Source organism: Microcoleus sp. Pol8_D6, from assembly GCF_036700965.1.
Lineage (GTDB): Bacteria > Cyanobacteriota > Cyanobacteriia > Cyanobacteriales > Microcoleaceae > Microcoleus.
This window is the reverse complement of the sequence record NZ_JAUBPW010000063.1, coordinates 17,681-42,981: the sequence shown is the minus strand read 5'-3', so window position 1 is coordinate 42,981 and position 25,301 is coordinate 17,681. Positions and strand designations below refer to the sequence as shown.

Genomic DNA, 25,301 nt, shown 5'->3' with positions numbered 1-25,301 from the left:
GTCGTGGGGGTAAATGTCCAGTTACCATCGGCATCCGCTGTGGCAGTACCTAGTGCAGTCGTGCCTTGTAAGATGTTAACTGTACTGTTCGGTTCTGCCTTACCCGCCAGAGTGCCTTTGGTAGTCCCAGAAGTTGTGATCGTGGGGGCTGTGGATGCTGTGGCATCTACGATGAGATTAACTGGAGTTGAAGCCTCAGAAACATTACCCGCAGCATCGGCGGCTGTAGCAGTGAAGGCATAAGTGCCATCGGCTAAAGCTGTCGTGGGGGTAAATGTCCAGTTACCATCGGCATCCGCTGTGGCAGTACCTAGTGCAGTCGTGCCTTGTAAGATGTTCACGGTACTGTTCGGTTCTGCCGTACCCGCCAGAGTGCCTTTGGTACTCCCAGAAGTTGTGATCGTGGGTGTTGTGGGTGCTGTGGTATCTATGTCGGTGTTGGTGACAGCTACATCGGCAGGTTTGAGATTTTTGTAGTTGGTATCTGTGGTAGTTGTATCAGCAGCGGTGATGATTTGGTAGGCTTGATTGCCGTCAGCAATTGAGTCATCTACTCCTGTAACTGTGACTGTTTGGGGAGTATTCCAGTTAGCAGAAGTGAAGGTTAAACTGGATTTATCTACAGTACCTTCGGTAGTTTTGCTGCTGGTTAATGGAATGGTGACATCGGCTGTTGGTTGCGTATTTAACTTGACGGTGAATGTAGCAGTTCCACCCGCTTCTGTGGTAGTTAAAGGTGTCGTAGGTGTGATGGTTACTCCCGCAGTATCATTGTCAGTAATCGTCACACTTTGGTTAGTAGTAGTTCCTAATGATATGCCTGTTGACGGCTTGCTAATTGTTAAAGTAGCTGTTTCCGTACCTTCGATAAAATTATCATCATTAACTGTGACAGTTACTTGTCCCGTACTACTCCCATCTGCTATAGTTATTTGAGCGGGGATAGTACCAGTAAAATCAGCAGCACTAGCAGTACCAGTTAATGCTAAATCAATGGTTTGAGCGCCGACGACATTACCTTCGGCAGTGGCGGTAAAGGTAATAGCTGTTGTCCCGGCTTCGCTGGCAGTAGTTGTGCTGGCAGTGAGGTTAACTTTCGGTACGGGAATGGTAATATTAAATGATGTGGCTGGGCTGGAAGTGTCAACACCACCATTCGCTATGCCGCCGTTATCTTGGAGTTGCACGTTAACGGTGGCGGTACCGGGTTTACCACTGGGAGTGTAGGTCAATGTGCCATTGGCTGCTACACTTGGTTGAGTTGTAAATAAGGTGTTGTCGTTGTTAGTAACGGTGTAGTTGCTAACTGTTTGAGTGGCTTCATTTGCGGGACCGAAGATAACAGTATTTGCCCAGTTGCTAACTGTTTGAATTGTGTTTGTCCAAGCTGTTAGGGTTTGATTTCCTAAGTTACTGAAACTGGGTTTATCATTGACGGGGTTAACGGTAATGGTGAAGGTTTGGGTAGTCGAGGTATCGACGCCGGGGGTGCCACCGCTGTCTTGGACTCTTACATCGAAGGTGGATGTGCCGAAGGCGTCAGGGGCGGGTGTGTAAGTGAGGTTGCCACTGGCATTTACGGCAGGTAATGTGGCAAATAAGCTGGGGGTGCCGATGTTGCTGACGGTGTAGGTGGCAGTTTGGCCGACTTCGTTGGCTGCGCCGGGGTTGAAGGTAGCCCAAGTCGTTAATGTTTGCGCCCCGCTGTCTTCGTTGACAGAGGCTGGGTTGGTGGCGGTGAAACTGGGAATGTCGTTGACAGGGGTGACGGTGATGGCTGCGGTGTCGGTGGCAGTGCTGAAGGCAGTGGAGCCGCCGTTGGTAGTGGTGTCCCCAGTCCCACCATTAGCACCCGCCGTTTGATCCCAGGCGCGGAAGGTGATAGCGTTGGTGACGGGGCCGTTGTAGTTGGCGCTTGGTCGGAAGTAAATACGGGTATTGGCATCGGCGGCGAGTAGGCGAGCGTTGGTATTGGATACTGCGCCCAAGGCATTCCAATTAGTACCGCCATTTGTGGTGTAAAACCAACTGCCGTTGGTTGTGTCGGCGGCGGTGATGGCTACACCTGCTACTGCGCCAGTGTCGAGGTCGGTGATGTTATTTGGCCCCGTGCCGATGGTAGCAATAGAAGAGATGAGGGTACCGACAGCGCTAGTGGGTGCAACCGCATCTTCTAGGACAGAATTGAGGGTGACGACAACCGTATCGTTGAGGATGGGGGCGATAGTAGGGGTCTCGTAAATGAGATTGCGGATTTCGTGAATATTTGTAGCAGCTCCCGTTGAGCCGGCAAAGCCAAATTTGAAGGTAGTTGGTACAGCGCCATTGCTAGTAGTAATGTCGAAGGGAGCGATAATGGTTTCACCCGCATCAGCAAAGCTGCCATTGTTATTAAAATCCATCGCTACCGACAGGCGATTTGGCTGGGCTGCGTTACTGGGCGTTAAGATAATCTGCGCCCGTCTTAAGGCGGCGTTGCGGTTAGCTACACTCCCAGCATCTATACCACCTTGACCAGCCACACTCACGGATTGTAAAAGAGGGTTGGCAGTGCCTGTAGATCCGCGAACCGCTACTGAATCTCGTCCGGTGCTGCTAAAACTGCCAAACTCATCGAAACCGATTCCTACATAGCCACCACTCAAATTGGTGTAACCAAGACCCGCTCCATTGCTTCCAGCCGAAGTCGGGTTAGCTGTCCCATCAACTAGGAAGAAGCTGAGCCCATCCCCCGGCGAGCCAAAGGCAGCGATACCATTGTAGGCAAAGAAGTCAAAGGTAACTTTAACGCCTGCGGTGGAAGTAATCGGGGTGTTGTAAAGAACAAAGCCGGCTTGAGTTGTGCTGGCTGAAGTTAATCGCAAAGCACCATTACCCGCCGTATCTAGGTTCAAATTTTGCAGGGGGGTGTTAGAACCAGGGCCAGCAGTTAAACCAGGGGGGTTGGAAGCACCAGTCACCGCCCAAATCCAAGACCCAGTAACGCTCGACCCTGTAAAAGTTTCGCTAACAAGAATAGGGAGGGTAGACTGGTAATCTTTCAGCACCGTTGACTCAAAGGCTAAGGGGCTTTCAATTTTTCCGGTGCTGTATTCCAAATTCCAGTCGCCGCCTAGTGCCGCAGAACCCGTTAAGTTGTTGGAAGCTGCTACATCTGCGCCAGTGAGTTCGCTCAATCGCTTGACAAAATTCTTGCCAGTTTCTCCGGCGGCTACATCGCATCCATAAAGTAGGATATCGCCATTTGCTGTCAGGGCATTTCCCCACTGTTTTAGCTGAGTGTTGAAATTTTCGATGTCATTCCCATTGAGTACGTCTGCACCGAGTTTTAAAGTGCCTTGGTTGCCGTGAGAAACTACATGAACAGCTTGAATGCCACTTTCACTAGCCAGTGCTTGGGTAATTTGTTCAATGCCACTACGCTTGTCATTTAAAATGACTATTTTGGCGTTAGCATCTGCGCCCTCTATCAGGTTTTGATAATCTTGTACAGAAGAGTCTACGAAAATAATTTGCTTGTTCATGGTTGGTACGTTCATAATTGCTGAAATTCTTTATATTGATCGTTTACATCCAAGTCCGGCAGCGGTTGAAACCGCCGCGATTAAGTCCTCGCTATGAGGACTGAAGAATTTATTAGTCCTATTGCTCAAATCTATCGGGCGGTAAAATTGTTAGCCCGTTCCGCTAAAGCAGTAAATAACCTGGAAACATCAAAGGCATTGCGCCGAATTAGTAGCTCGATGCTGTCCATAATCCAAGCGAGGTTTCTGACACAGCAGATAACTTTGGCTTCGGGAAATAGTTCCCGAATTAATGGCAATTTGCTGCATCACAGGCGATTGGTGTCGGAGATCACTTCTCGATCAGTTGGCGGGTGGTAATAAGCTGTGCCCGTTTTTGTTCAGGGGAAATGAACACGGAAAACTCATTGTCTTCGCTCACGGTTTCCAGCATTTGATCGACTTGCGCCCCCAACAGGGGAAGTCATAGCGCTGTAAAACCGGGGGTTTTGTCGTAGTAGTGCAGCCAGTAAAGTAGAGCCTGAGCGGGGTAGTCCTGATATGAAGTAGGCTTTCACTGGCCTGGCGTGGGAATGAATGTTTATACCTTAGATACAACTTTAATGTATCCCCCTAAAGACATATCTTTTATAGCATATTTTTATTTAACATTTCGCAACACAACATCCAGGTTTACGATCTCTTTACAATCTAGACATCGTGGGTTGGCTTTCCCTATCTCTAATCATTGCTTCGGGCCCCTGCCTCTGTAAAGTCGGAAAAGTCGGATCGTAAAGTCGGAAAAGTCGGATCGTAAAGTCGGAAAAGTCGGATCTTTGTCTTTGTGATGAGTAGATAATAAGGTTTACGATATCTTTACAATCTAGATACCGCTGGGTTAATTACTTAGGTATTTAAACCGGATATCTCAGGAGATATACGCGGATATAGGCAGATGAAGAGATGTTATTTGATGAGTTCTTCGAGGGATGGAAAAAGCAATTTTTCTGCGCTCACTTTTTCGCAATCACAAGGCTGTTGACTGGCGGATATTGCTGATACTTTTCCTAGCAGCAATTGAATGCTTTCGATTAGTAATGGTAGAGTTAATAAAATTATTGATGCCGACACCAGCAAGCTAATTAAGCCGTCAGCCCAATTCCAGTGTAGCCACGCTACGGCGATCGCCGCTAAAATTACTCCAGCCGATGAAAAAATGTCGGCGACTGCGTGCAGAAACGCGCTTTTGAGGTTCAAGTCGCCGTGACAGCAGGAATGCAAGCAACAAGCATTAATCGAGTTGATGCTTAAACCGACTATGGCGGTAATTAACATCGGGAGCCCTTCTACTTCGGGAGTTGGGGACTGCAAACGGGCGATCGACTCAGCAGCAATCCACAGGGCGATCGCAACTAAACTGATACTATTAATTAAAGCAGCAATGATTTCTCCTCGTTCAGGGATTGACGATTGTGCGATCGCACAATCTACGGATTGACTTTTGCGTTTGACTGAGGAGTACCAAGTCGCTGTCAAAGTTATTGCTAAAGCTGCTACATCTGAAAAAACGTGACCCGCATCTGCTAATAGAGACAAACTATGAGAATTAAGTGCAGCGATTAACTCTGCTACAAAAAAGCTGCTAAGCAATACCAATGCTGTTTGTAAAAGTCGCACTTTGGCAATTCTGGGATTTATATTCTCGCATTGTGCGGTATCCTTGGCGTTTTCAGAGTCAAAATTTTCCTTAACTAGAAATGTCATGCAGCAGCCCTTAAGGTTAAACTCGATTTTAAATTAAACATTAAATTAACTATCAATGACCGATTATATACCAAATCCGAACCAAGATCCGGAAAATTTGATCGAAAATTCCCCAAATTCGGGAATAAACGATCGTCCAATTAGCGACAATCACGCAAATATTTTAACAGGGGAATCTTTGGTTGATTTGCGGAAGTACGATCAATCAAAGTTCGATCGAGGAAAGCCTACTTGGCTAATTTTGCTTTGGTGGTTCGTCCAGGCGATCGCATTTCCTCTCACTCCACACCCTTTTAACGGCATCAGAAGCGGCTTGCTGCGGTTATTTGGAGCGAAAATAGGTTGTGGTGTGATTATCCGCCCTACGGCTCGTTTTACCTATCCTTGGAAAATTGCAATCGGAGACTACAGTTGGATCGGAGATGATGTTGTATTGTACAGTCTCGATCGAATTGCGATCGGCAAACACTGCGTCATTTCTCAAAAAAGCTACCTCTGCACCGGCACTCATGACCTTCAAGACCCAGCCTTTGGCTTAATCACAGCACCTGTGGTCATTAATAACGGCGTTTGGATTGCCGCCGACTGCTTCGTTGGCCCTGGTGTAGAAATCGGTGCTAACGCCTTAATCGGAGCTCGCAGTAGCGTATTTAAACATATGCCCGCTAGCTTTGTTTGCACGGGAACACCTTGTCGTCCCCGCTATCGGCGAGAAATTAACCAAAGTTCATAAGAGACATTGCATCGGGAAACTAAGCAGCTTGAATAGCTTGTGGCCGAATTGGAATTTCAATGACGAATTCTATTCCCTTTCCTTCTGTAGGCTGGCAGTATAATCTGCCCCCATGCTTTTCAACGATAATTTGGTAACTGATAGATAACCCCAACCCAGTTCCCTTACCGATAGGTTTGGTGGTAAAAAAAGGGTCAAATAGTTTCGGTTGTAAACTTTCGCAAACTCCCCGACCGTTGTCACTAATATGAATAGCAACCCAATTATCGTGAATTACTTTTGTAGAAATTTGAATGCGGTTCGGGTGTTGTTTGATTTCTGCAAACGAACGCTGCTGATTAGATTCATCCAAAGCATCAATGGCATTGGAAATAATATTCATGAACACTTGATTTAATTGTCCAGCATGGCATTCTACTGGTGGAATGTGGCCGTAATTTTTTATTATTTCAATCTCAGGATGCTCTGGTTTTGATTTTAAACGATGATGCAGGATGGTGAGTGTACTATCAATTCCTTCATGAATATTTACTGCTTTCACGTCTGCCTCATCTAGGCGAGAAAAGATTCGCATAGACTTGACAATCTCCTGAATGCGCTGCGTTCCTAAGTTGATTGAGTTAAGAACTTTTATAAAATCTTCCTCCACAAATTCTAGTTCTATTTCATCCATAGCTGCTTGAATTCGAGGGGTGGGATTTACATAATCTTCTTGATATATGTGTATAATTTTTAGTAAGTTATGAGCGTACTCTTGGGCATAACCCAGATTGCCAGAGATGAAATTTATAGGGTTATTTATTTCATGAGCAATCCCAGCCGCCATTTGCCCTAAGCCGGACATTTTTTCGCTTTGGATTAACTTAAGTTGCATTTGTTGTAAATCCTCGTAGGCTTGGCTGACTTCTCTAACTTTTTCCTCCAATAATATGTTTTTTTCTTCTAATTTATCAGCAAGAACATGAAGCTTTAAATGCAGCTTGACGCGAGCTAATACTTCCTCCTGTTGGAAGGGTTTAGTAATATAATCTACAGCCCCAAGCTGAAAACCTTCAACTTTATTTGCCGTATCCGAGAGGGCAGTCATAAATATAATGGGAATCTGTTTAGTTTCTGGATTAGCCTGTAATCGACGACAGGTTTCAAATCCATCAATCTCTGGCATCATGACATCTAACAAGATTAGATCTGGGAGAGCATATTTGACTCGCTCTAGTGCCATCTTTCCAGATTTCGCGACCCGAACTTCAAATCCTTCCTGACTTAAGGCATCAGATAAGACACCCAAGTTGGCTGAATTGTCATCAACTATAAGAATTGTACCATTTGCTTTAATCTCTGAATTCATAAACCTTACTTGTAGGACTGAATAAACGTTAAAATCTCTTCGTCTTGAAAGTCCTTTGCCATCTGATGCAATCTTTTAGCAAAGGGAATATATTGGGGATCTATTTCTTCAAGTAATACCGCCTGCTTAACTATTTCTAGGAAATTTCCTTTCATAGCCAGTTCGTATAGAATTTCCATTTCTTTAGCTGGCGGGGCAATTAGCTCATCGGTGTCTGAGCCGATCGCCAGGGGATCTTCATTAGCTTCATAAACCCATTCTAAATCAAGATACTGTTGTAATTTTTGCAGGAGTTCCGTGGCTTGAACAGGTTTGGGAATAAAAGTGTTGCCTCCTGCTTCTAAACTTCTGTATTGATCGGCTTCAAATACGCTGGCAGAAGAGACAATAATGATGATGTCTTTGAAGTTTTCCGATTCTCTAACCCGCTTAATTAGCTCGAAGCCATCTAGTTCGGGCATTAATAAGTCGGTAACGATTAAATCTGGCTGTACCTCCAGAATTTTTTCCCAGCCTTCCTGCCCATCGTTTGCTTCAGACACCTCAAAGCCGAGCGGACTGAGCAAATTGCTAACTACCGAACGGTTAGCCCATTTGTCATCAATAACCACAATCTTAGGTTGGCGGTCTTTGATGCCGATAATCTGCCCGTGATGGTCGATTTGAGACGTTTTCACCCATTCATCGGCTTGAGGCAGACTAACATCAAACCAGAAAATACTGCCAACATTCATCTCACTTTGAACCTGAATGGTACTGCCCATTAGTTCTACAATCCTTTGGCTAATTGCCAATCCTAGCCCAGTACCCTCCGTCTGCCGTTTGCGATCTCCAACCTGCTCGAAGGGCTGAAAGATAGCTTGGAGTTGCTCTTGGGCAATGCCGGTACCTGTATCGCGTACTTCAAAGCGAATTTTTCCTTCTGTTGCAAAACTGACTATAAAAGTAACACTGCCCTGATCCGTAAATTTAATAGCGTTGCTCAAAAGATTAAATAACACTTGTCGCAAGCGTTTTTCATCCGCACGAATACCGATTGGCAGTTCGGGGCTTGATGGAAAATGAAAGTGAATTCCCTTAATTTCAGCTCGGATGCGACACATTTCTGCGACACCTTGCAGGAACGCCGGGAAATGAAAATCCGTGGGCATGAGTTCCACTTTCTGTGCTTCAATCTTCGACAAGTCGAGAATATCATTGATTAAGGTCAGTAAATGCGAACCGCACTGATAAATGACATCAATGCGCGATCGCTCTTCTTCATTCAAGACTTTGGAACGCTGAAGAATCTGGGCGTATCCCATAATCCCATTAAGCGGAGTCCGCAACTCGTGGCTCATGTTAGCAAGGAATTCACTTTTGGCCCGACTAGCTGCTTCTGCTGCTTCCCTGGCTTTTGCCTGTACGAATTCTGCTTGTTTGCGATCGTGGATATCGGTGCAAGTGCCAACCCACTCCCGGATGCTGCCATCTTCATTAAGAATGGGTACGCCTCTAACTTGAAAATAACGATAATTTCCATCCGCTGCGCGGATTTGGTATTCTATGTCATACAGGGTTTTCGTTTGCGCTGCTTCCATCCACACCTGAGCGGTTCGTTCGCGATCGTCCGGGTGAATTGCATCTAACCAGCCCAAACCAATTACCTCAGTTTCGGTTTGTCCGGTGTAAGCTCTCCAACTCGGTAGATCCGGGCATCTTCCTTCACCATCCGCTGTCCATACAATTTGGGACGTAGCAGCGATTAGCGAACGATAGCGTTCTTCGCTTTGTTTTATAGCATCTTCGGCTTGTTTGCGATCGTGGATATCGGTGCAAGTGCCAACCCACTCCCGGATGCTGCCATCTTCATTCAGAATAGGTACGCCCCTACCTTGGAAATAACGATAGTTTCCATCCGCTCCCCGGATTCGATATTCTATGTCATACAGGCTTTTCGTTTGCACTGCTTCCATCCACGCCTGAGCGGTTGATTCGCGATCGTCCGGGTGAATTGCATCTAACCAGCCAAAACCAACCACCTCCTCTACGGTTTGTCCAGTGTAAGCTCTCAGAGTCGGCATATCCGGGCATCGCCCCTCAGAATCCCCTGTCCAGACAATTTGGGACGTAGCAAGGATTAGCGAGCGATAGCGTTCTTCGCTTTGTTTGATCGCATCTTCCGCTTGTTTGCGATCAGTAATATCTCGCACCACAGATAACGCATACAGCTTGTCATCCTGCCAATAGGGGGTTGCTGTAACTTCCACATCAATGCACTTGTTATCCTTGTGGACATCAATGGCATGACAGAAGAACTGCTTACCTGCCTTCACAGTTTCTAAGAAGTCCACAAATAGGTGGTAACTATCTGGGTGTATGAAGCCTCCAGGTGGTAGTTGAGCGAACTCCTCATAAGTGTAGCCGTGGATTCTGGCTTGCGCCGGATTGATGGCGACTACTTTTCCGGTTTCTAGTTCTGTGATAATAATGCCATCGTTCACCGACTCAAAAATACTGCGATACTGAGTTTCTTTATGTCGCAACGCTTCTTCCGCTTGTTTGCGATCGGTAATATCTCGCGTTGTGGCGATGAGGCCGAGGATATTGCCATTAGCATCCCGCCAAGGAGCTTTTGTAGTTAAAAAGGTCCTTGGGGTTTCATCACGAGAGATATCTTCCTCGTAACTCTCAGTGATTCCTGTTGCCATGATTTGACGATCTTTTGCCATCATTTCACGGGCAGCGTTAGGCAGTAATTCCCAATCATCTTTGCCGATGATTTCCTCACTTGGCTTGCCCAAGAAGTTTGCCAAATTGGAGTTAATGGCAACATAACGCCCTTCTCGATCTTTAACGACAATGAAGTCGGGTGTACTTTCCAAAATAGAGTTTAGCAGTGCATTACGATCGCGCAGAGCTTCTTCAGCTTGTTTGCGATCGGTAATATCTCGTGCTATGGCGATCATGCCGAGAATATTGCCCTGAGCGTCCCGCCAAGGGGCTTTTGTCGTTAAAAAAGAAGTGGTGATCTTACCATTAGAAACATCTTCTTCGTAGGTTTCAGTAGTGCCTGCTTCCATGATCTCGCGGTCTTTTGCCATTATTGGAACGGCAGCAGCAGGGGGAAGGAGTTCCGAATCATCTTTACCCAGGATCTCCTCAATGGGTTTACCGTAAAAGGAGGTTGCCCCATTGGAATTAAGGGCAACATATCGGCCTTCCCGGTCTTTAACAACTATTATGTCTGGCGTACTTTCCAAGATAGAGCTCAGCAAGACGTTGCGATCGCGCAGCACAGCTTGCTGTTCGCGCAGAGCTTCTTCAGCTTGTTTGCGATCGGTAATATCTGTATTAGCTCCAATCCATTCGCGAATTGAACCATCCGCGTTCAGAATTGGTACACCACGACAACTCATGTACCGATATTCGCCGTCATACCGGCGCATACGTAATTCATCTTCATAGAGCGAGCGATTTGCCACGGCAGCCGACCATATACTACCAACATGAGCGCGATCATCTGGGTGCATGGCATCTAGCCAGCCCCATCCTTTATACTCCTCAAATGTCTGTCCTGTAAATGCACCTAAAGTAGGTTGTTCGCTGGCCAATTCGCCATCAGCATTACCGATCCAAATAATTTGAGCGGTAGCTTCGATTAAAGAACGAAATCGTTCTTCATTTTGTTTGAGGACATCTTCTGCGTTTTTGCGATCGCGAATATCCCGCGTAATAGTGGCAATCCCTACCGGTTCATTAGTCTCTGGATGTCTAATCAAAAATAGGGTGTAATCTACCAGGATGGGTTGACCTGTCTGGAAATGTCTGAAGCGGAAATCACTCCGCCAACTTCCCTCTTGCATCAGCGCAGGCAGAATAGACTGCTGTACAAAGTCCAAATCTTCTGCCATAAAGAAGTCGGTAATCTTTTTGGTTCTGGCTTCCCCCAAACTACTGAGTCCCACTAAATCCAGACCCGCTTGATTCACTAGCATCGGGCGACCATCCATTGAGGCCACGCCAATAAAGTCACGGCTATTCTCGATCGTGGTAGCGAGCAATTGCCGTTCTTCCTCTGCTTTTTTGCGATCGCTAATATCCCGCGCAATAGTGGAAATAAACTCGACTTCACCCGCTTCGGTTTTGTGGACGATCAAAACCTGGGAGACTGGAATTTCTTCCCCATCGCGTGACAAAAACAGGGTTTCACCAGCCCACCTACCCTCTCGCAAGGCGGTGGGAATTATTTCGTTGTGGAACTTTGCTTTAGCCGAGGGAGTTAATACAGAATCTATAGTAAACGGCGATCGTGCTTCTTCTGGGGAGAACCCCAGCATTTCCTGTCCGGCTTGGTTGAGATAGACGCTATGCCCAGCCGCATCACAAACTCCTACTAAGTCGGAAGTTGCTTCCAAAATTGCCGTCAGTCGTGCCTGCTTTTGTTCTGCCCGCTTGCGATCGGTAATTTCAATTACAATCCCACCAATACCAAAAACGATACCATTTTCATCCAACAAAGGATAGTAAGATGCTTGCCAGTAGCGCAGGATGCCCGGTTCTTTCGGCGTTTCACCTACTAATTCATAGTCGAGAATGGGCTTGCCTGTATCCAGAATGCCTTGCAGCATCGGTTCCACAGTCGGAGCCAATTCTGGCAGCACTTCACGCACTGACCTACCAATATGGTCTGCCACACAAACGCCATTGGTCTGGGCCAAAACTTCGTTAATTTGGACATACCGGAGTTGGCGGTCAAAAATCAGCATTCCGGCGTTGGCACCTGCAAAAAAAGCGTCGAAGTGAGCCTGTCGCAATGCCTGTGCTGTTGTGCTCTCTTGCTGTGGCGGTTGGGTTTTCTTTGGTGGGAATTTGCTCATGTTGGCTCGTGCATTTCAGCTATAATTCTAGAACTTCTTTCCAATTACGGGTTCGTAAGGTTTTCGTTTTCTCCTATTTTGGTACTGAATAAAACGTTCAGTAGGGCGACAATTAGGTTTTCAATCGGCGATATATGTATCCCTTGCGACAATATTTCCGTTAATTCTTCAGATGTATCGCCAAGCAGTTCTATTGCTCATTAATTCTATTCCTAATCAATCCTATCGGTAGAACATTGGTAACACCATAAGCTAGGGAAGCATTTGTCAATCAGCAATTATGCTCATAATTTACTCAGATTTTTGGGGGGAAACTAAGATTTGGGCGATCGAGCAATCATGGCGATCGCCATATTTATGACCACCTACCCCCAAATCGCCAATTTTCCACTCCTCAACAAGCAGTATTTTAAGTAAAATTACGGATTGACAAATGCGATTAAATTATAGTTTTCCCCCATGTCAGTAGAATGCCAAGTATTCTTGGAACGTTATCAATTTTAGCTAGATGCGTTAAATTTTGACTTAGATATACAGAAGAGGGACGCAACTGGCAGAGTAATAGCAATATCTCTCCCACCAGTCTAAATCATTGTAATACTTGGATATTTGACTTGTCCACTTAAATAGTCATTGAATAATCTCTGCTTAAGTTGATAACGGGACTTCAAAAAAAAATAGTGGAGAGTATGATAAACTCGAATCGAGTTAATGTTGACTAAAGTTAGTAGAGCGATCGCTTTAACAATAGATGAGTCGGCTCTCGGATCGCGAAAAAGTGGCACACTAACCACAGGCCTGCGAAGACCAGGTATCCGAAAAATTGGCAAGAGGGATAACAGCGTATTATGAGGAACCACATCTATCTAACGACTTCACTTTTTTACTCTAAAAACAGGTTAAAATTTATGATAACGCTCTCAGTATTGTATTTTGACATTGGGTACTGAGAACTTTATTTCTTACTACTTTTCTTAAAAAATGACCACACAAAAAACCTTCTTCCCTGAATTTAAATTGAATACAATCCCCGAAGAAGTATTGACACAGATATCGCAAATATTTACAGCTACCCTATTTAAAATAGGTGAAAATCCAGTATCGTTGCAGTCACTGGTGGAACTGATTATATTGTTTATGGCTATCCTTGTCATAGCACGCTCTTTTACAAACTTTCTTAAGGAACGCTTGCTAGTCAGACTAGGAATTGACGAGGGAAACCGGGAAGCGATCGCAGTAATTATTGGGTATTTGATAGTAGCTTTGGGGGTGATAGTCGCCATCCAAAGCATCGGTTTCAACCTCGCTTCTTTTGCAGTAGTTGCGGGGGGATTGGGAGTCGGAATTGGCTTCGGAATCCAAGATTTAACAACTAATTTTGTCAGCGGCTTAACGCTGCTTTTAGACAGACCTGTGAAAGTCGGAGACTTTGTGGAATTAGAAGGATTAATGGGAATCGTCAAAAAAATATCGATTCGATCTACCATCCTCCAAACCACTGAGGACTCAAGCGTCATAGTTCCCAACAGCAAAATGATTAGCAACAAAATTGTTAACTGGAGTTACGAAAACTCCCTACTCTGTCTGCGAGTTCCCGTAGAAGTAGCCGAGAATAGTAACCCGCTGTTAGTGACAGAAACTCTGTTAAATATTGCTTACAAAGAAGCAGGAGTTTTGTACGAACCGAATCCGAAAGTATTGTTTGTCGAGTTTGGTGATGATAGTTTTAAATTTGAACTTTTGGTTTGGACGGACAAGCCGACTGAAAGAGAAATAATTAAAAGTTCTTTAAATTTTGCAATTGAATACAATTTCCGCCACCAAAAGATAGAATTTCCGTTCAATGACAGAGAAATTTATTTGCAAAACCCCGAAGTTCTGTTGTCAATGTTCAACAAAAAAGAAACTGCAATTGACCTCCCGAACAGTTACTCGGAAAATGAGCAAAAACAGCCAATTTTTGCAGAGAAACTGAAAAAGCCATCGTCGCTTAGCTGTTTGCTGCGAGAGGTGGAATACTTTGAAAATCTGACTGATCTTGAATTGCGGCAATTGATTGAAGTTGGATACCGCAAACGGCTGCGACCGCAAGAATATTTGTTTCACGAAAACGACCCCGGAGATGCTTTTTACATGATTCTTTCAGGTTCAGTAGAAGTTTTTGTAGAAGCTATTGACAAACATCTGAATAACCTCGGTACTGGTCAGTTTTTCGGGGAACTTTCTTTGATGTTGGGAATCCCCAGAACTGCTTCGGTGAGAGCTTTGGAAGAAACAATTTTGTTTGCCATCAATAAAGAAGGTTTCCAAAAAGTTTTAACGGAACGACCGGATTTATCTGAACAGATTATTCAAGAAATAGTCAAACACAAAGAAGAACTCCGCGAGAGACAGCAATTATTGCGAGAAATGGAATTGGTAGATGCAGCAGAAGAGGAGGAAAATCCTGTAGAATGGGTGAGAAAACGGCTAAAAAATCTATTTAGCGTTTGAAATTATTTCTAGGACGCGATTTATTCACGATCTCTTTGCCAAAGAATTTGTGGAAGAGTTGCTGTCCCCGATTGGAACGGTGAATATCGGCTGCGATGTGGCTTCCGAAGTTCGAGAAATCGATGTTTACTTCACTCCCAGCACCGCAATTCCCGAATACTCAGAAACCCTGGGATTGTTGGGAAAAATGGCAAGCACAACTGCAATTTTTGAACCGTTTCGCAATCCGGCAAACGTCAGAGAAATTTGTAGCTGTCTGGGCAAGTTATTGGACGTGCGAGGTGAATTGGAGCGAAAATTCAGGAGAGAAAATACTCGCTATGATGACGCTCAGTTACCCAAACTGTGGATTTTGATGCCCACAGCATCGAAAGCATTGGTAGATAGCTTTAATGCGATACCAGACACAGAGAATTGGATGCAGGGAATTTATTTTTTGGGGGAATCTTTGCGAACTGCAATTGTGGCGATTCACCAGTTGCCAGAAACTCCAGAAACCCTGTGGTTGAGGATGTTGGGCAAAGGGGGAGTGCAGCAAAGGGCTATTTCCCAATTGAGCGCTTTAGCAACAGACGATCCGTTGCGGACGATCGCGCTAGAATTGCTGTATCGGTTACAGTCAAATTTAGTAACCGATGCGCCACAAGAATTAGAGCCAGAAGAGCGGGAGTTAATTATGGCCATTGCACCACTTTTTCAACAACAAATACAAGCAGCACAGCAACAAGCTAGAGAAGAAGGACTAGAAGAAGGACTCGAACAAGGCCTAGAACGAGGGCTAGAACAAGGGCTAGAACAAGGGCTAGAACGAGGCAGACAAGAACAACAGCGCTTAATCTTAGAAAACTTCCTGCGAGTTAGATTTGGAGAATTAAGTCCAAAAATGACAGTTTTTCTATCCCCAATATCCAAGTTGGCGGCGGCGGAATTTACAGTGCTGTTGCTGGCAATATCGATGCTGACCGTCGATGAATCGGGGCGGGAAGCAGCGGTTAAATTGTTAGCTGAAAGTGCGTTGCAAATACGATCGCCTGAATTGGGCGCTATTCTGCCTACAGCCGTTACTAATTTATTGGTATTGCCTGTGACAGAATTGGCATTGTTTGTAGAACAACTGCCGCAGTTATCGGCTGAGGAATTGAGGGACAGGTTAGGAAAAACATCTGACTAAAACCTGCGATCGCAGCCATAAAGCGATCTCGCTCTTTATGGCTGCGATCGTTCTCAAATAAAATTCCTAAATTCTGTCGATCGCACTTAGGAATTAGACTGCGGGGATAAAATCAAGTGAAGCAGACCGTCGATCAGTCGATCGCGCTCCATTGGGATAATCTCTTTACCGTGCATCATATGCTGCATTAACTGAAAATATACCAAAGCTCCGATAAAAATCCGCGCAGTTGCCTCGGGATCAGGCAATTTTAACTCTGGATGCGATGCCAAATATTCCGCTAGCCGCTCGATACCCGGTTTAGCTAAGTTTTTCACAAAAGTCTGCGCTAGCTGGGGAAAACGCCCTGATTCGGCAATCACTAACCTCACAAAATTGAGATATTCTGGTTCCTGGGTCGCCTGATCCAATATAGTTGTGGCAGCGAATCGCAGCGCTACGGCCGGTTCTTCATCCAGAACTGTAAAATGGACTTTTTCTCGCGCCAGCCGCTGTACCAAAGCCGCGAATAATCCTTCTTTATCTGCAAAATAGCTGTAAACCGTGGCTTTGGAAACTCCGCCCGTCTTCGCTACCTTGTCCATACTCGTCCCCGCGTAGCCGTGGGCTAAAAATTCTTGCATCGCACCTCGCAGGATTTGCTCGCTCTTGTCCCCTCCTGCTGCGTCTGCTTCGATCGGTTTTGTCCTTGCCATACCTTGCTTCTGTAATTTTTATTTGGGATCTTGACATTATTATACTGAACGGTTTAGTATTAAAACATATCGGAACTAAACCGTTTAGTTTTATCTTCTCACAAAGAGGTATGTCATGGTACACCAACCAACAGCAGACGGCTTATCCTCAAATCCATCCCTAGTTAAACAACTCCTAGTTGTGGCAGCAGTAGTAACCCTGGGGGCAGCAGGAACCACAGGCTACACGATCTGGCGATCGCGCATACCCGATCCCAACGCAGTAGCCGCAGCAGCATCTGTGGCAGCATCCCAATTAACCACAGTTACAGCCTTGGGGCGACTCGAACCCAGAGGAGAAGTAATTAAAGTCTCCGCCTCCGGTGCGACGGAAGGAAACCGGATCGATCGACTTTTGGTAAAAGAGGGAGACAGGGTGAAAACAGGTCAGGCGATCGCAATTTTGGACAGCCGCGATCGCCTGCAAGCGGCCCTCGACCAAGCTCAAGAACAAGTGCGCGTCGCCGAGGCAAACCTAGCAAAAGTCAAAGCTGGAGCCAAAAACGGCGAAATTCAAGCCCAGAAAGCCACTATTGCCCGCTTACAAGCCGATCGCAGCAACGAAATCACAGCGCAACAGGCGATCGTGGCGCGTCTAGAAATCGATCGCAGCACCGAAATTGCAGCGCAACAAGCCACAATTGCCCGCATCAGGGCCGAACAACAAGGGGAAATTCAAACCCAACAAGCCACAATTGCCCGTCTCCAAGCCGAACTCCGCAACGCCATAAGCGAGGATCAGCGCTACTCCCAACTGTATGAACAAGGAGCAATTTCCGCTTCAACTAGCGACAGCAAAAGCCTCGCCGCCGAAACCGCCCAACAGCAAATCAACGAAGGAAAGGCAAAACTGAATCAAATTCGCCAATCGCGCCAACAACAAATTAACGAAGCCCAAGCAAAACTAAATCAAATTCAACAATCCCGCCAACAGCAGATTAACGAAGCGCAAGCCAAACTCAGCCAAGTTGAGCAATCTCGACAACAGCAAATCGACGAAGCCAAAGCAAATCTCGATCGCATCGCCGAAGTGCGTCCCGTTGACATAGCAGCAGCCGCCGCCGAAGTCAGTTCCGCTGCTTCAGCAGCCAAACAAGCCAAAGCCAATCTGGATCTAGCTTACATCCGTGCTCCCAGAGACGCCCAAGTCCTGAAAATTCACACGCATCCGGGGGAAAGGGTAGGAAACGACGGCATTGTCGAACTCGGACAAACTCGCGAGATGCTGGCTGTTGCGGAAATCTACGAAAGCGATGTGGACAAAGTACGCCTCGGACAAACCGCCAAAATTACTAGCGATGCTTTGACCGGCGAATTGCGCGGAACTGTCGAACATATTGGTTTACAAGTGCAGCGGCAAAACATTGTTAACACCGATCCTTCTGCGAATATTGATAGTCGAATTGTGGAAGTAAAAGTGCGCTTAGATGAAGCTTCCAGCCAGAAAGTAGCGGGATTAACCAATTTGCAAGTCAAAGTGGCGATCGGCGAAATTAAAGATTAAGAAGACTTAAACCGCCGGGTAGCTTTCTTCAATCCAAAATCACCAATCTAAAATCTAAAATCATATGCTTGGACTCATCCAACCCTTACAACAATTAAGACGCAGAACTTCCCTCGGATGGCTGCAACTGAGTCACGACAAAGGGCGAATGCTCGTTGCAGTAGCAGGAATTGCCTTTGCTGACGTTTTGATGTTCATGCAGTTAGGCTTTCAAAATGCGCTTTACACCAGCAATACGCGGCTGCACCAAGCCTTGCAAACAGACTTAGTTTTGATTCACCCCCAAGCGCGAAATTTGATTAATTTGTCTTCCTTCCCTAGGCGCAGATTGTATCAAGCAATGAACGTACCGGGCGTGAAATCAGCCGAACCGCTTTACGTGAAAATTGCTAACTGGAAAAATCCCGAAACTCGGCGCGAAACGTCGCTGATGGTGGTGGGTTTCAATCCGAATCACCCTGCGTTTGCGCTTCCAGAAGTCAACCAAAACTTGAGCGCGATTAAATTGCCGGATACTGTGTTGTTCGATCGAGCTTCTAGGGGAGATTACCAAAGAACGATCGCGCAAATCGATCGAGGAAAAGCCGTTAAAGCTGAGGTCGAGCGGCGCACGATTAACGTCAGCGGTTTATTCACAGTTGGAGCATCTTTTGCCGCCGACGGTATTTTGATGACTAGCGATCAAAATTACCTGCGCCTGTTTCCCAGACAAAACGCCGCGAGTGTTAATGCCGGATTAATTCAACTGCAACCGGGTGCTGACCCCGTGGAAGTTCAACAAGTTTTAAAAGCATATTTGCCGCCGGATGTCAAGGTACTAACCAAACAAGAATTTATCGATTTTGAGAAAAACTATTGGGCTAAGAATACTGCGATCGGCTTTGTATTTAATTTAGGCGTCGCGATGGGTTTTGTAGTTGGTGTGATTATTGTTTATCAAGTTCTCTCAACCGATGTCAGCGACCACATGGGAGAATACGCTACTTTCAAAGCAATGGGCTACCGCAATGTTTATTTACTCGGCATCGTTTTTGAAGAAGCTCTAATTCTTTCCGTCCTCGGTTTTTTGCCAGGAGTAGGAGTCTCTCTCGGACTCTACTCTTTAACTCGCAAAGCTACAAACTTACCCCTTTATATGACGCTGCTTAGAGCATTTATAGTCTTACTTTTGAACGTAATTATGTGCACTATTTCTGGAGCAATTGCCACTCGTAAACTGCAAGCTGCCGATCCAGCAGATATGTTTTAATGGAAAAGGAATCAGAGAGTATGAAAGACTAAAGCTCTGAATAAAAACATATTTTGATAATCCTTCTCTTCTTTTTCCTCTGCCTTATTGGCGACAAAAGCGGTTTATTAGACTTGAAGTGCAAAATTTCCCAATATTGAAATCCATCTGCGTTCATCTGCGTTCATCTGCGGTTTGCCTCTTAATCACATATTTAGGCAATCTTGTCTCTTAATTAAATCTCCAACCTCAAACCAATAACATATGAATTCTACTACTCTCTACCCAACAACCAACGCATTACAGATTCCTGCACCTGTAATTTCCGCGCACCAACTCGACCACTACTTCGGTCAAGGTCAACTGCGAAAACAGGTACTTTTTGACATTAATCTCGACATTGAGGCAGGTGAAATCGTGCTGATGACAGGGCCTTCCGGTTCGGGAAAAACTACGCTTTTAACTTTGATTGGCGGACTGAGATCCGGTCAATCGGGAAGTCTCAAAATTCTCGGTCAAGAGATGTGCAAAGCAAGTTCAGACCAATTGGTAAAGGCGCGGCGCAAAATTGGCTATATTTTTCAGGCGCACAATTTACACCGCAGTTTGACGGCGCTGCAAAACGTGCAGATGGGTTTGGAAGTTCACGGGAATTTGTCGCGTTCCCAAATGCGCGATCGCTCTGCAAAAATGCTAGAGTTAGTAGGACTGGAACAGCGGCTTAACTATTATCCAGATGATTTGTCGGGAGGACAGAAACAAAGAGTTGCGATCGCCCGCGCTTTGGTAAGTCAACCGCAAATTGTTCTAGCTGATGAACCGACAGCCGCCCTGGACAGCAAATCCGGTCGCGAAGTGGTGAATTTGATGCAGCAACTAGCCAAAGAACAGGGTTGTACTATTCTGTTAGTAACCCACGATAACCGTATTTTGGATATTGCCGATCGCATCCTTCACATGGAAGATGGAAAATTAGCCTAATTTTTAAATTTCCGAAGAATAGACATCACCCCTAACTCCCTCATTTTCAATTTTGGAGGTCAAAATTTAATCCAAAATTACCAAACCCCAATCTAAACTCGTCCGGGGACTATTCACTAATTTCTAACAACCAATCCTTGCCGGTAAATCCCCAAATTTTGCAGGTACATTGCTTCGAGTTTGGGCATCGACGATTCTACAGAACCGCCATAACGCCGAAAAGAAGGCCAGATGTAAGCGAGTTTTATGACTGCTGACTCCAATCGCCCCGCTTCTATATCTTCTAAGGCACCTTTTTCTCGGATTAACTCTATAGCCATCAAATCTTGATTTTCTGGGCTGAAATCGCGGACGCCAAATTTTTTAGCAAATCTGTCCCAAGTTGTGCTGAGAAACTGATATCGCCCCGCTGCGTCGGAACAGAGTTTTTTGCCGTAGCGACGGCCGCACCTCATTTCTCTGGGATGATCTTGAAAGCTGACAAATTTCGTGCCGGTGTACTGGGTGCGGTAGCCGTCGGGGCTAGCAGTTCCTTCGGCGGCGGCAATCGTGTCGAGAAAGGCTTTGACTCGACGTTCGGGGCTGATGCTATCGAGTCTGCTATCCTGTCTGGGATATGGTGAATTCAGGGTTGCAGTTTTGGGCGATTGATCGCGATCGATGTTATCCTCTCGTTTGTCTGGTGAATCGAGCGCCGCCACTTCCGGCAGGCGTTTCGGGGCGGGCGAGCTTCCTGCCGAGACCGATTGTCCCCACAGCAGCCTCGGCGTCATTCGACCTAAGAAAAAGCACAAACAGATTAAGAAACCCCAAGAGAGTTGAAAACGAAGGAGTTTGGAGTGATTCCGGCGCAGAACCGGCCACCGGTGAAGGGGGAGTGTTGCGGGCAAAATTTTCGTTTGCTGGCCGAAGGCGAACAGCGATTTCAGCGCTAGCAAGGTTTGCTGGTAGAAACGCGGTGGAAGTTTCCGAGCTCTCATCGCTGCGGCGAAAGTCTCCACATCTGTCAGAGTAACTTGTGCCAGCGGTTTTGCGACAAACACTCGAAAATGGTTGGCCGCCTGCCAGCTAAAGCGCCGGTTGCGGGGGGATTTGCGGTTTACCCACAGGCGAATTAGCTCCATGTCTGACATAGGGAGCAGGTGGCTTCCCAGATGTTTTGATGCGTACAAAAGTACCTCCTGATATCAGTTCAGGTTGAAATATCCCAGTTTGTGGACTTGAGATTGGTTTCACCGTTGAAATTGGGGACTGGCAAGGAAACAAATCTCTTTCGGGGCGATCGCAAACTTCAACTTTTTCGGTCATCACCGAAGGGCAGCGATAGGGATCAAGATAAACTGGTTTCAACCATATCCAGTGATACTACTAAGTGTTCGCCCGGTCAAGTTCACGGGCAGATTTGGCGATGGGTTGAGTCTAAAATTTAGTGATTCGACAGGCCTCGCCGTCCCAACTGACATAGGTTTCAAGGTACTGGCATCCGGCTGGCTCAAAAGCGAGCGATCGCATTTTTTTGTATCTAATATTAAGAATTCTACCGGTGTTTGGGCCCGGAGGATTCCTCAGCTTGAATGCTGAGCAAATTTTTGCGTTTTGCCAGCATCAGGGAACCGTAGCGGTTAGCCCAAACTTGAGTAAACTCAGCACCTAAGAAGAGAATCTGAGCCGAATAATTGATCCAAAGTAAGATAATCACGAACGAGCCAGCAGCACCGTAGGTAGAGGCAATACCGCTACCACCTAGGTAAACTCCAATTAAGGATTTGCCGATCGTAAATAGCACTGAGGTGATGGCGGCGCCGATCCAAACATCATTCCAGGCAAGATTGACATCGGGCAAAAGTTTGTAAATTAAGGCAAAAAGCAGCGTAACTACGCCAAAGGAGAGAGCAAAGTCCACAATCTGCCAAATGCCGACTGGTAAGTGCAGCAAGCCGTTCAACCAATAGCTAACGGCGGCTAAAATGGCACTAATTACTAAAGATACTAGCAGTAGAAAGCCTATGCCTAAAATCATTGCAAAAGACAATACGCGATCTTGCAGAAATCCCCAGATCCCGCGTCCGGGAGGCGGTGAAACATTCCAAATAGTATTGAGGGCTTCTTTGAGATTAGTAAAAACATTGGAAGCCCCCCACAAAAGTGTAGCGATACCGACTAAAGTAGCAATCATTCCCGACTTTGGTTCGGAGGCTTTGAGGATTAGTTCTTGGACGGTTTCGGCGCCATCTTTGCCGATTAAGCTTTGGAGTTGGGCGACGATTTGACCTTGGGCTGCGTCTGCACCAAAGACTAAACCGGCGATCGCAATCACGATAATTAGCAGCGGGGCGAGGGAGAAGACTGTGTAATAGGCTAGGGCGGCGGCTAAGGTTGGCGCTTTATCTTCTTGCCATTCAGTAAAAGTTTGTTTTAGCAGTGATATGACTGTTTTTAAGTTCACGACGTTTGGTTTCCTTATATTTAGCGTTTACCCAGGGATTTTAAGAGGTTAGGAGTTTTTTAGCGTCGGCCACAAGATAGATTTATCGATTACCAAATTCGGGAAATTACTTTTATGTCTGATTCCAACACAACTGTTAACAACACCGATGTAACATTGTCCCAAAAAGCAATTTATTGGGCTAAATTAAGCGCCTTAGTAGCGCTGGTTAATTTCTGGCTGGTACTTTTCCATTTCAGTTATCTTCAGTTGCGCCCTGTTTATCAGAGCTATTTTCCGGGTTTAGTTAAAATTTATGACCCGATTAAAGGCATTAATTCAAGTTTGCCAAATCCCGAATATTTGAAAAGTGCTGACCAGTTTTGGCGAATTGATGCGTTGTTTATCGGTTTTTTCGGGGCGGAATTTTTGATTAAAAGTCTGTTCCACACCCGCCGTAAACCGGGGGTAACTTGGTTTAATTTTGTGCTGAGGCGCTGGTACGAAGTGTTTCTGGTGATCCCGATTTGGCAGGGGTGGCGGATTCTGCCGGTATTGGTGCGGCTGCACAAGTCGGGTTTGGTAAATCTCGATCGCGTAGTTGCTCAAGTTACCTACGAACCGGTGGCTTATTTAGCCAATACGATGTCGGAATACATGATGGTGCGGTTTATCAATCAAGCTAAAAGTTCGATCAAACAGGGCGACGCGGCGCAGATGTTGCTGGCGCAGCAGCCGTACCTTCACGTCAATCAGGAAAATACGATCGAACAAATTACCAAGCGGATTTTGGATCTGACAATTTACAAAGTTTTGCCACAGGTGCAACCGGATTTGGAAGAATTGCTGCACCACAATTTGGAAACAACAATCAAACAGTCGGATTTCTATCAAATCCTGCAAACTTTCTCTCCGATTAACATTTTGCCGACAGAGATGACGGAACAACTAGCGAATTATTTGGCTCAAACTGCTGTTGATGTGGTAGCTACTACTTATGAAGACGATAAAGGTCGAAAAATTCTCGATAATTTCAGCCAAGAATTTAATCAAAGTTTGCGACGGGAATTGCAAGATGAGAAAACTCTTGGGGAATTGCAGTCGCTGCTGTCGGATTTGTTAGAAGAAGTGAAGTTGAATTACATTCAAGGCGGGTTGAAGTCCGATCCGGTGCAGACTTTTACGGAAATTAATTCGATCCGGGGAGTAAGGGAGAGTTGATACAGCAATGAGTTCCGGTGTTGTGAATTAGATTCTTTGTTTAACTCACATCTTGCACCATTGTCAAGAACAGGCTTTTCGGCCTGTTCCACAAAAAAAATCATCTCTTGTGGAACAGGCCAAAAAGCCTGTTCCTAAACAAGTAATTGAGAATCGTGCAATATCTCAGTTAAAACGAACCACGAAGACGCCAAGGGCGCGAAGGAAGAGAGGAAAGAGTTCACAAGTTCTACGGATAAGGTGTGCCTCGGCGCACCTACGAATAAGGGTAGTGGGGATATCCGAAATATCGGGGGATAAACCTATCTGAATCCCAAGCTAAAATAAAAGAATTAACCTAAAACCTCTATCATATTAGATATCTATCTTGAACAACCTTACTTGCCTGGAAATAGAAGTCGCTCAAACAACGCTGAGATTAGCAATGTTGGTGGGCTTAACACTTTTAATCGCCTTTTTTGTGGCGTCAGAACTAGCATTAGTATCAGCCGATCGCCATCAAATCCGCCAACTTACCCACTTGGACGATCGCCCAACCGCCAAAACCGCCGAACTCGTCCACCAAGCTCAGAACAACATACCGCATTACCTGTCTGTCACTCAAACTGGCACAACAGCAGGGAGTTTGCTGTTGGGTTGGTTGGGTGAGGGAGCGACTGTACACTGGATCGAACCGTGGATTGACAAATTGCCGATCGGTCATTTTCCCGCTATGCTGACTGCTCATTCGATCGCAGTTCCCGTAGCTTTTATCTTAGTAACTTACGTAGAAATAGTCTTAGGAGAACTCATCCCCAAAGTATTAGCAACCCACGCCCCAGAACGCACCGCTTTGCTACTGATGCCGGCCCTCGAAATCTGCTCAAAATTACTGTGGCCACTGCTAGCAATTCTCAACGGTACTGTCCGGCTACTGACTGGTTGGATTACCAGTAAAGAGTCTCAACCCCTGCTGTTACCTTCCGAGGCAACTCTCGTTCAAAAAGATGCTCATTCGGCACTAATTTCTGGCCTATGGGAAGTGACAGCAGTTAACGAAAAACTTGGGTTAAATCTGCCGACTAACCAAGCTTACCAAACAATCGCCGGGTTCGTGATCCACAATTTGGGTAAAATGCCCAATCAAGGCGATCGGCTATTGTGGGGTGAGCTGGAAATAGAAGCAGAAAATGTAGTAGAAGGCAGTTTAGAAACAGTGCTGCTGCGTCAGGTAACTCGCCCCTTGTTTGAGACTCAGCAGCCAGAACTTGTGTTAAATTGAATTACTACCGCTAGGGAAAATGATTTCTCCAATCTTTCTCTTTCCTTCTATTCTCTTCCTTCGTGTCATAAGCGTC

At 45.8% G+C, this 25,301-nt stretch carries 17 protein-coding genes; 8 read left to right on the top strand and 9 right to left on the bottom strand.

Annotated features, from left to right (window positions below):
• From QUA10_RS22205 to QUA10_RS22190, 4 genes are all read right to left on the bottom strand, one after another.
• On the bottom strand, positions 1-3,539 hold a 3,539-nt coding region (locus tag QUA10_RS22205), incomplete at its 3' end, for a DUF4347 domain-containing protein (RefSeq protein WP_333086371.1).
• A gap of 116 nt (positions 3,540-3,655) precedes the next feature.
• Positions 3,656-3,823: a hypothetical protein gene (locus QUA10_RS22200; protein WP_333084688.1), complete on the bottom strand. Its 168-nt coding sequence runs from the start codon at positions 3,821-3,823 to the stop codon at positions 3,656-3,658.
• Between the two features lie 105 nt (positions 3,824-3,928).
• Positions 3,929-4,081: a sulfotransferase gene (locus QUA10_RS22195; RefSeq protein ID WP_333074486.1), complete on the bottom strand. Its 153-nt coding sequence runs from the start codon at positions 4,079-4,081 to the stop codon at positions 3,929-3,931.
• Positions 4,082-4,469: 388 nt separating this feature from the next.
• Complete coding sequence (locus QUA10_RS22190) at positions 4,470-5,267, bottom strand: cation diffusion facilitator family transporter (protein WP_333084690.1); 798 nt, start codon at positions 5,265-5,267, stop codon at positions 4,470-4,472.
• Positions 5,268-5,322: 55 nt separating this feature from the next.
• On the opposite strand from QUA10_RS22190, the gene hpsU reads away from it, so the two are divergent.
• Positions 5,323-6,000 (top strand): hormogonium polysaccharide biosynthesis acetyltransferase HpsU, encoded by a 678-nt coding sequence (gene hpsU, locus QUA10_RS22185; RefSeq protein ID WP_333084691.1) that lies wholly within the window; start codon positions 5,323-5,325, stop codon positions 5,998-6,000.
• Positions 6,001-6,019: 19 nt separating this feature from the next.
• Here hpsU and QUA10_RS22180 read toward each other — a convergent pair whose 3' ends face one another.
• Together QUA10_RS22180 and QUA10_RS22175 are read right to left on the bottom strand one after the other, a co-directional pair.
• The gene (locus QUA10_RS22180) at positions 6,020-7,348 is read right to left on the bottom strand and encodes a response regulator (protein ID WP_333084693.1); all 1,329 of its coding nucleotides are present in this window, start codon (positions 7,346-7,348) and stop codon (positions 6,020-6,022) included.
• Between the two features lie 5 nt (positions 7,349-7,353).
• Complete coding sequence (locus QUA10_RS22175) at positions 7,354-12,207, bottom strand: PAS domain S-box protein (protein WP_333084694.1); 4,854 nt, start codon at positions 12,205-12,207, stop codon at positions 7,354-7,356.
• A gap of 981 nt (positions 12,208-13,188) precedes the next feature.
• Here QUA10_RS22175 and QUA10_RS22170 point away from each other — a divergent pair.
• Together QUA10_RS22170 and QUA10_RS22165 are read left to right on the top strand one after the other, a co-directional pair.
• Positions 13,189-14,700, top strand: coding sequence for a mechanosensitive ion channel domain-containing protein (locus QUA10_RS22170; protein ID WP_333084695.1), 1,512 nt, complete (start codon positions 13,189-13,191; stop codon positions 14,698-14,700).
• A gap of 49 nt (positions 14,701-14,749) precedes the next feature.
• Positions 14,750-15,871 (top strand): flagellar assembly protein H, encoded by a 1,122-nt coding sequence (locus QUA10_RS22165; RefSeq protein WP_333084696.1) that lies wholly within the window; start codon positions 14,750-14,752, stop codon positions 15,869-15,871.
• A gap of 86 nt (positions 15,872-15,957) precedes the next feature.
• Here QUA10_RS22165 and QUA10_RS22160 read toward each other — a convergent pair whose 3' ends face one another.
• Positions 15,958-16,566, bottom strand: a complete 609-nt coding sequence (locus QUA10_RS22160; RefSeq protein ID WP_333084697.1) for a TetR/AcrR family transcriptional regulator — start codon at positions 16,564-16,566, stop codon at positions 15,958-15,960.
• Between the two features lie 115 nt (positions 16,567-16,681).
• Here QUA10_RS22160 and QUA10_RS22155 point away from each other — a divergent pair, with 115 nt between their 5' ends.
• The 3 genes from QUA10_RS22155 to QUA10_RS22145 all read left to right on the top strand — a co-directional run bounded on the left by QUA10_RS22155 (position 16,682) and on the right by QUA10_RS22145 (position 20,318).
• Positions 16,682-18,109 (top strand): HlyD family efflux transporter periplasmic adaptor subunit, encoded by a 1,428-nt coding sequence (locus tag QUA10_RS22155; protein WP_333084698.1) that lies wholly within the window; start codon positions 16,682-16,684, stop codon positions 18,107-18,109.
• A 64-nt stretch (positions 18,110-18,173) separates the two neighbouring features.
• Positions 18,174-19,358 carry an ABC transporter permease DevC gene (gene devC, locus QUA10_RS22150; protein WP_333084699.1) on the top strand — a complete coding sequence of 395 codons (1,185 nt, stop codon included), beginning with the start codon at positions 18,174-18,176 and terminating at the stop codon, positions 19,356-19,358.
• A gap of 243 nt (positions 19,359-19,601) precedes the next feature.
• Complete coding sequence (locus QUA10_RS22145; protein WP_333084700.1) at positions 19,602-20,318, top strand: DevA family ABC transporter ATP-binding protein; 717 nt, start codon at positions 19,602-19,604, stop codon at positions 20,316-20,318.
• Between the two features lie 116 nt (positions 20,319-20,434).
• Here QUA10_RS22145 and QUA10_RS22140 read toward each other — a convergent pair whose 3' ends face one another.
• Together QUA10_RS22140 and QUA10_RS22135 are read right to left on the bottom strand one after the other, a co-directional pair.
• Positions 20,435-21,451 carry a glycoside hydrolase family 104 protein gene (locus tag QUA10_RS22140; protein ID WP_333084701.1) on the bottom strand — a complete coding sequence of 339 codons (1,017 nt, stop codon included), beginning with the start codon at positions 21,449-21,451 and terminating at the stop codon, positions 20,435-20,437.
• Between the two features lie 404 nt (positions 21,452-21,855).
• Positions 21,856-22,764, bottom strand: a complete 909-nt coding sequence (locus QUA10_RS22135; protein WP_333084702.1) for a YihY/virulence factor BrkB family protein — start codon at positions 22,762-22,764, stop codon at positions 21,856-21,858.
• A 114-nt stretch (positions 22,765-22,878) separates the two neighbouring features.
• Here QUA10_RS22135 and QUA10_RS22130 point away from each other — a divergent pair, with 114 nt between their 5' ends.
• The gene (locus tag QUA10_RS22130; RefSeq protein ID WP_333084703.1) at positions 22,879-23,964 is read left to right on the top strand and encodes a hypothetical protein; all 1,086 of its coding nucleotides are present in this window, start codon (positions 22,879-22,881) and stop codon (positions 23,962-23,964) included.
• Positions 23,965-24,331: 367 nt separating this feature from the next.
• On the top strand, positions 24,332-25,225 hold the full coding sequence (locus tag QUA10_RS22125; RefSeq protein WP_333084704.1) for a CNNM domain-containing protein: 894 nt from the start codon (positions 24,332-24,334) through the stop codon (positions 25,223-25,225).
• The last annotated feature ends 76 nt before the right edge of the window (positions 25,226-25,301 follow it).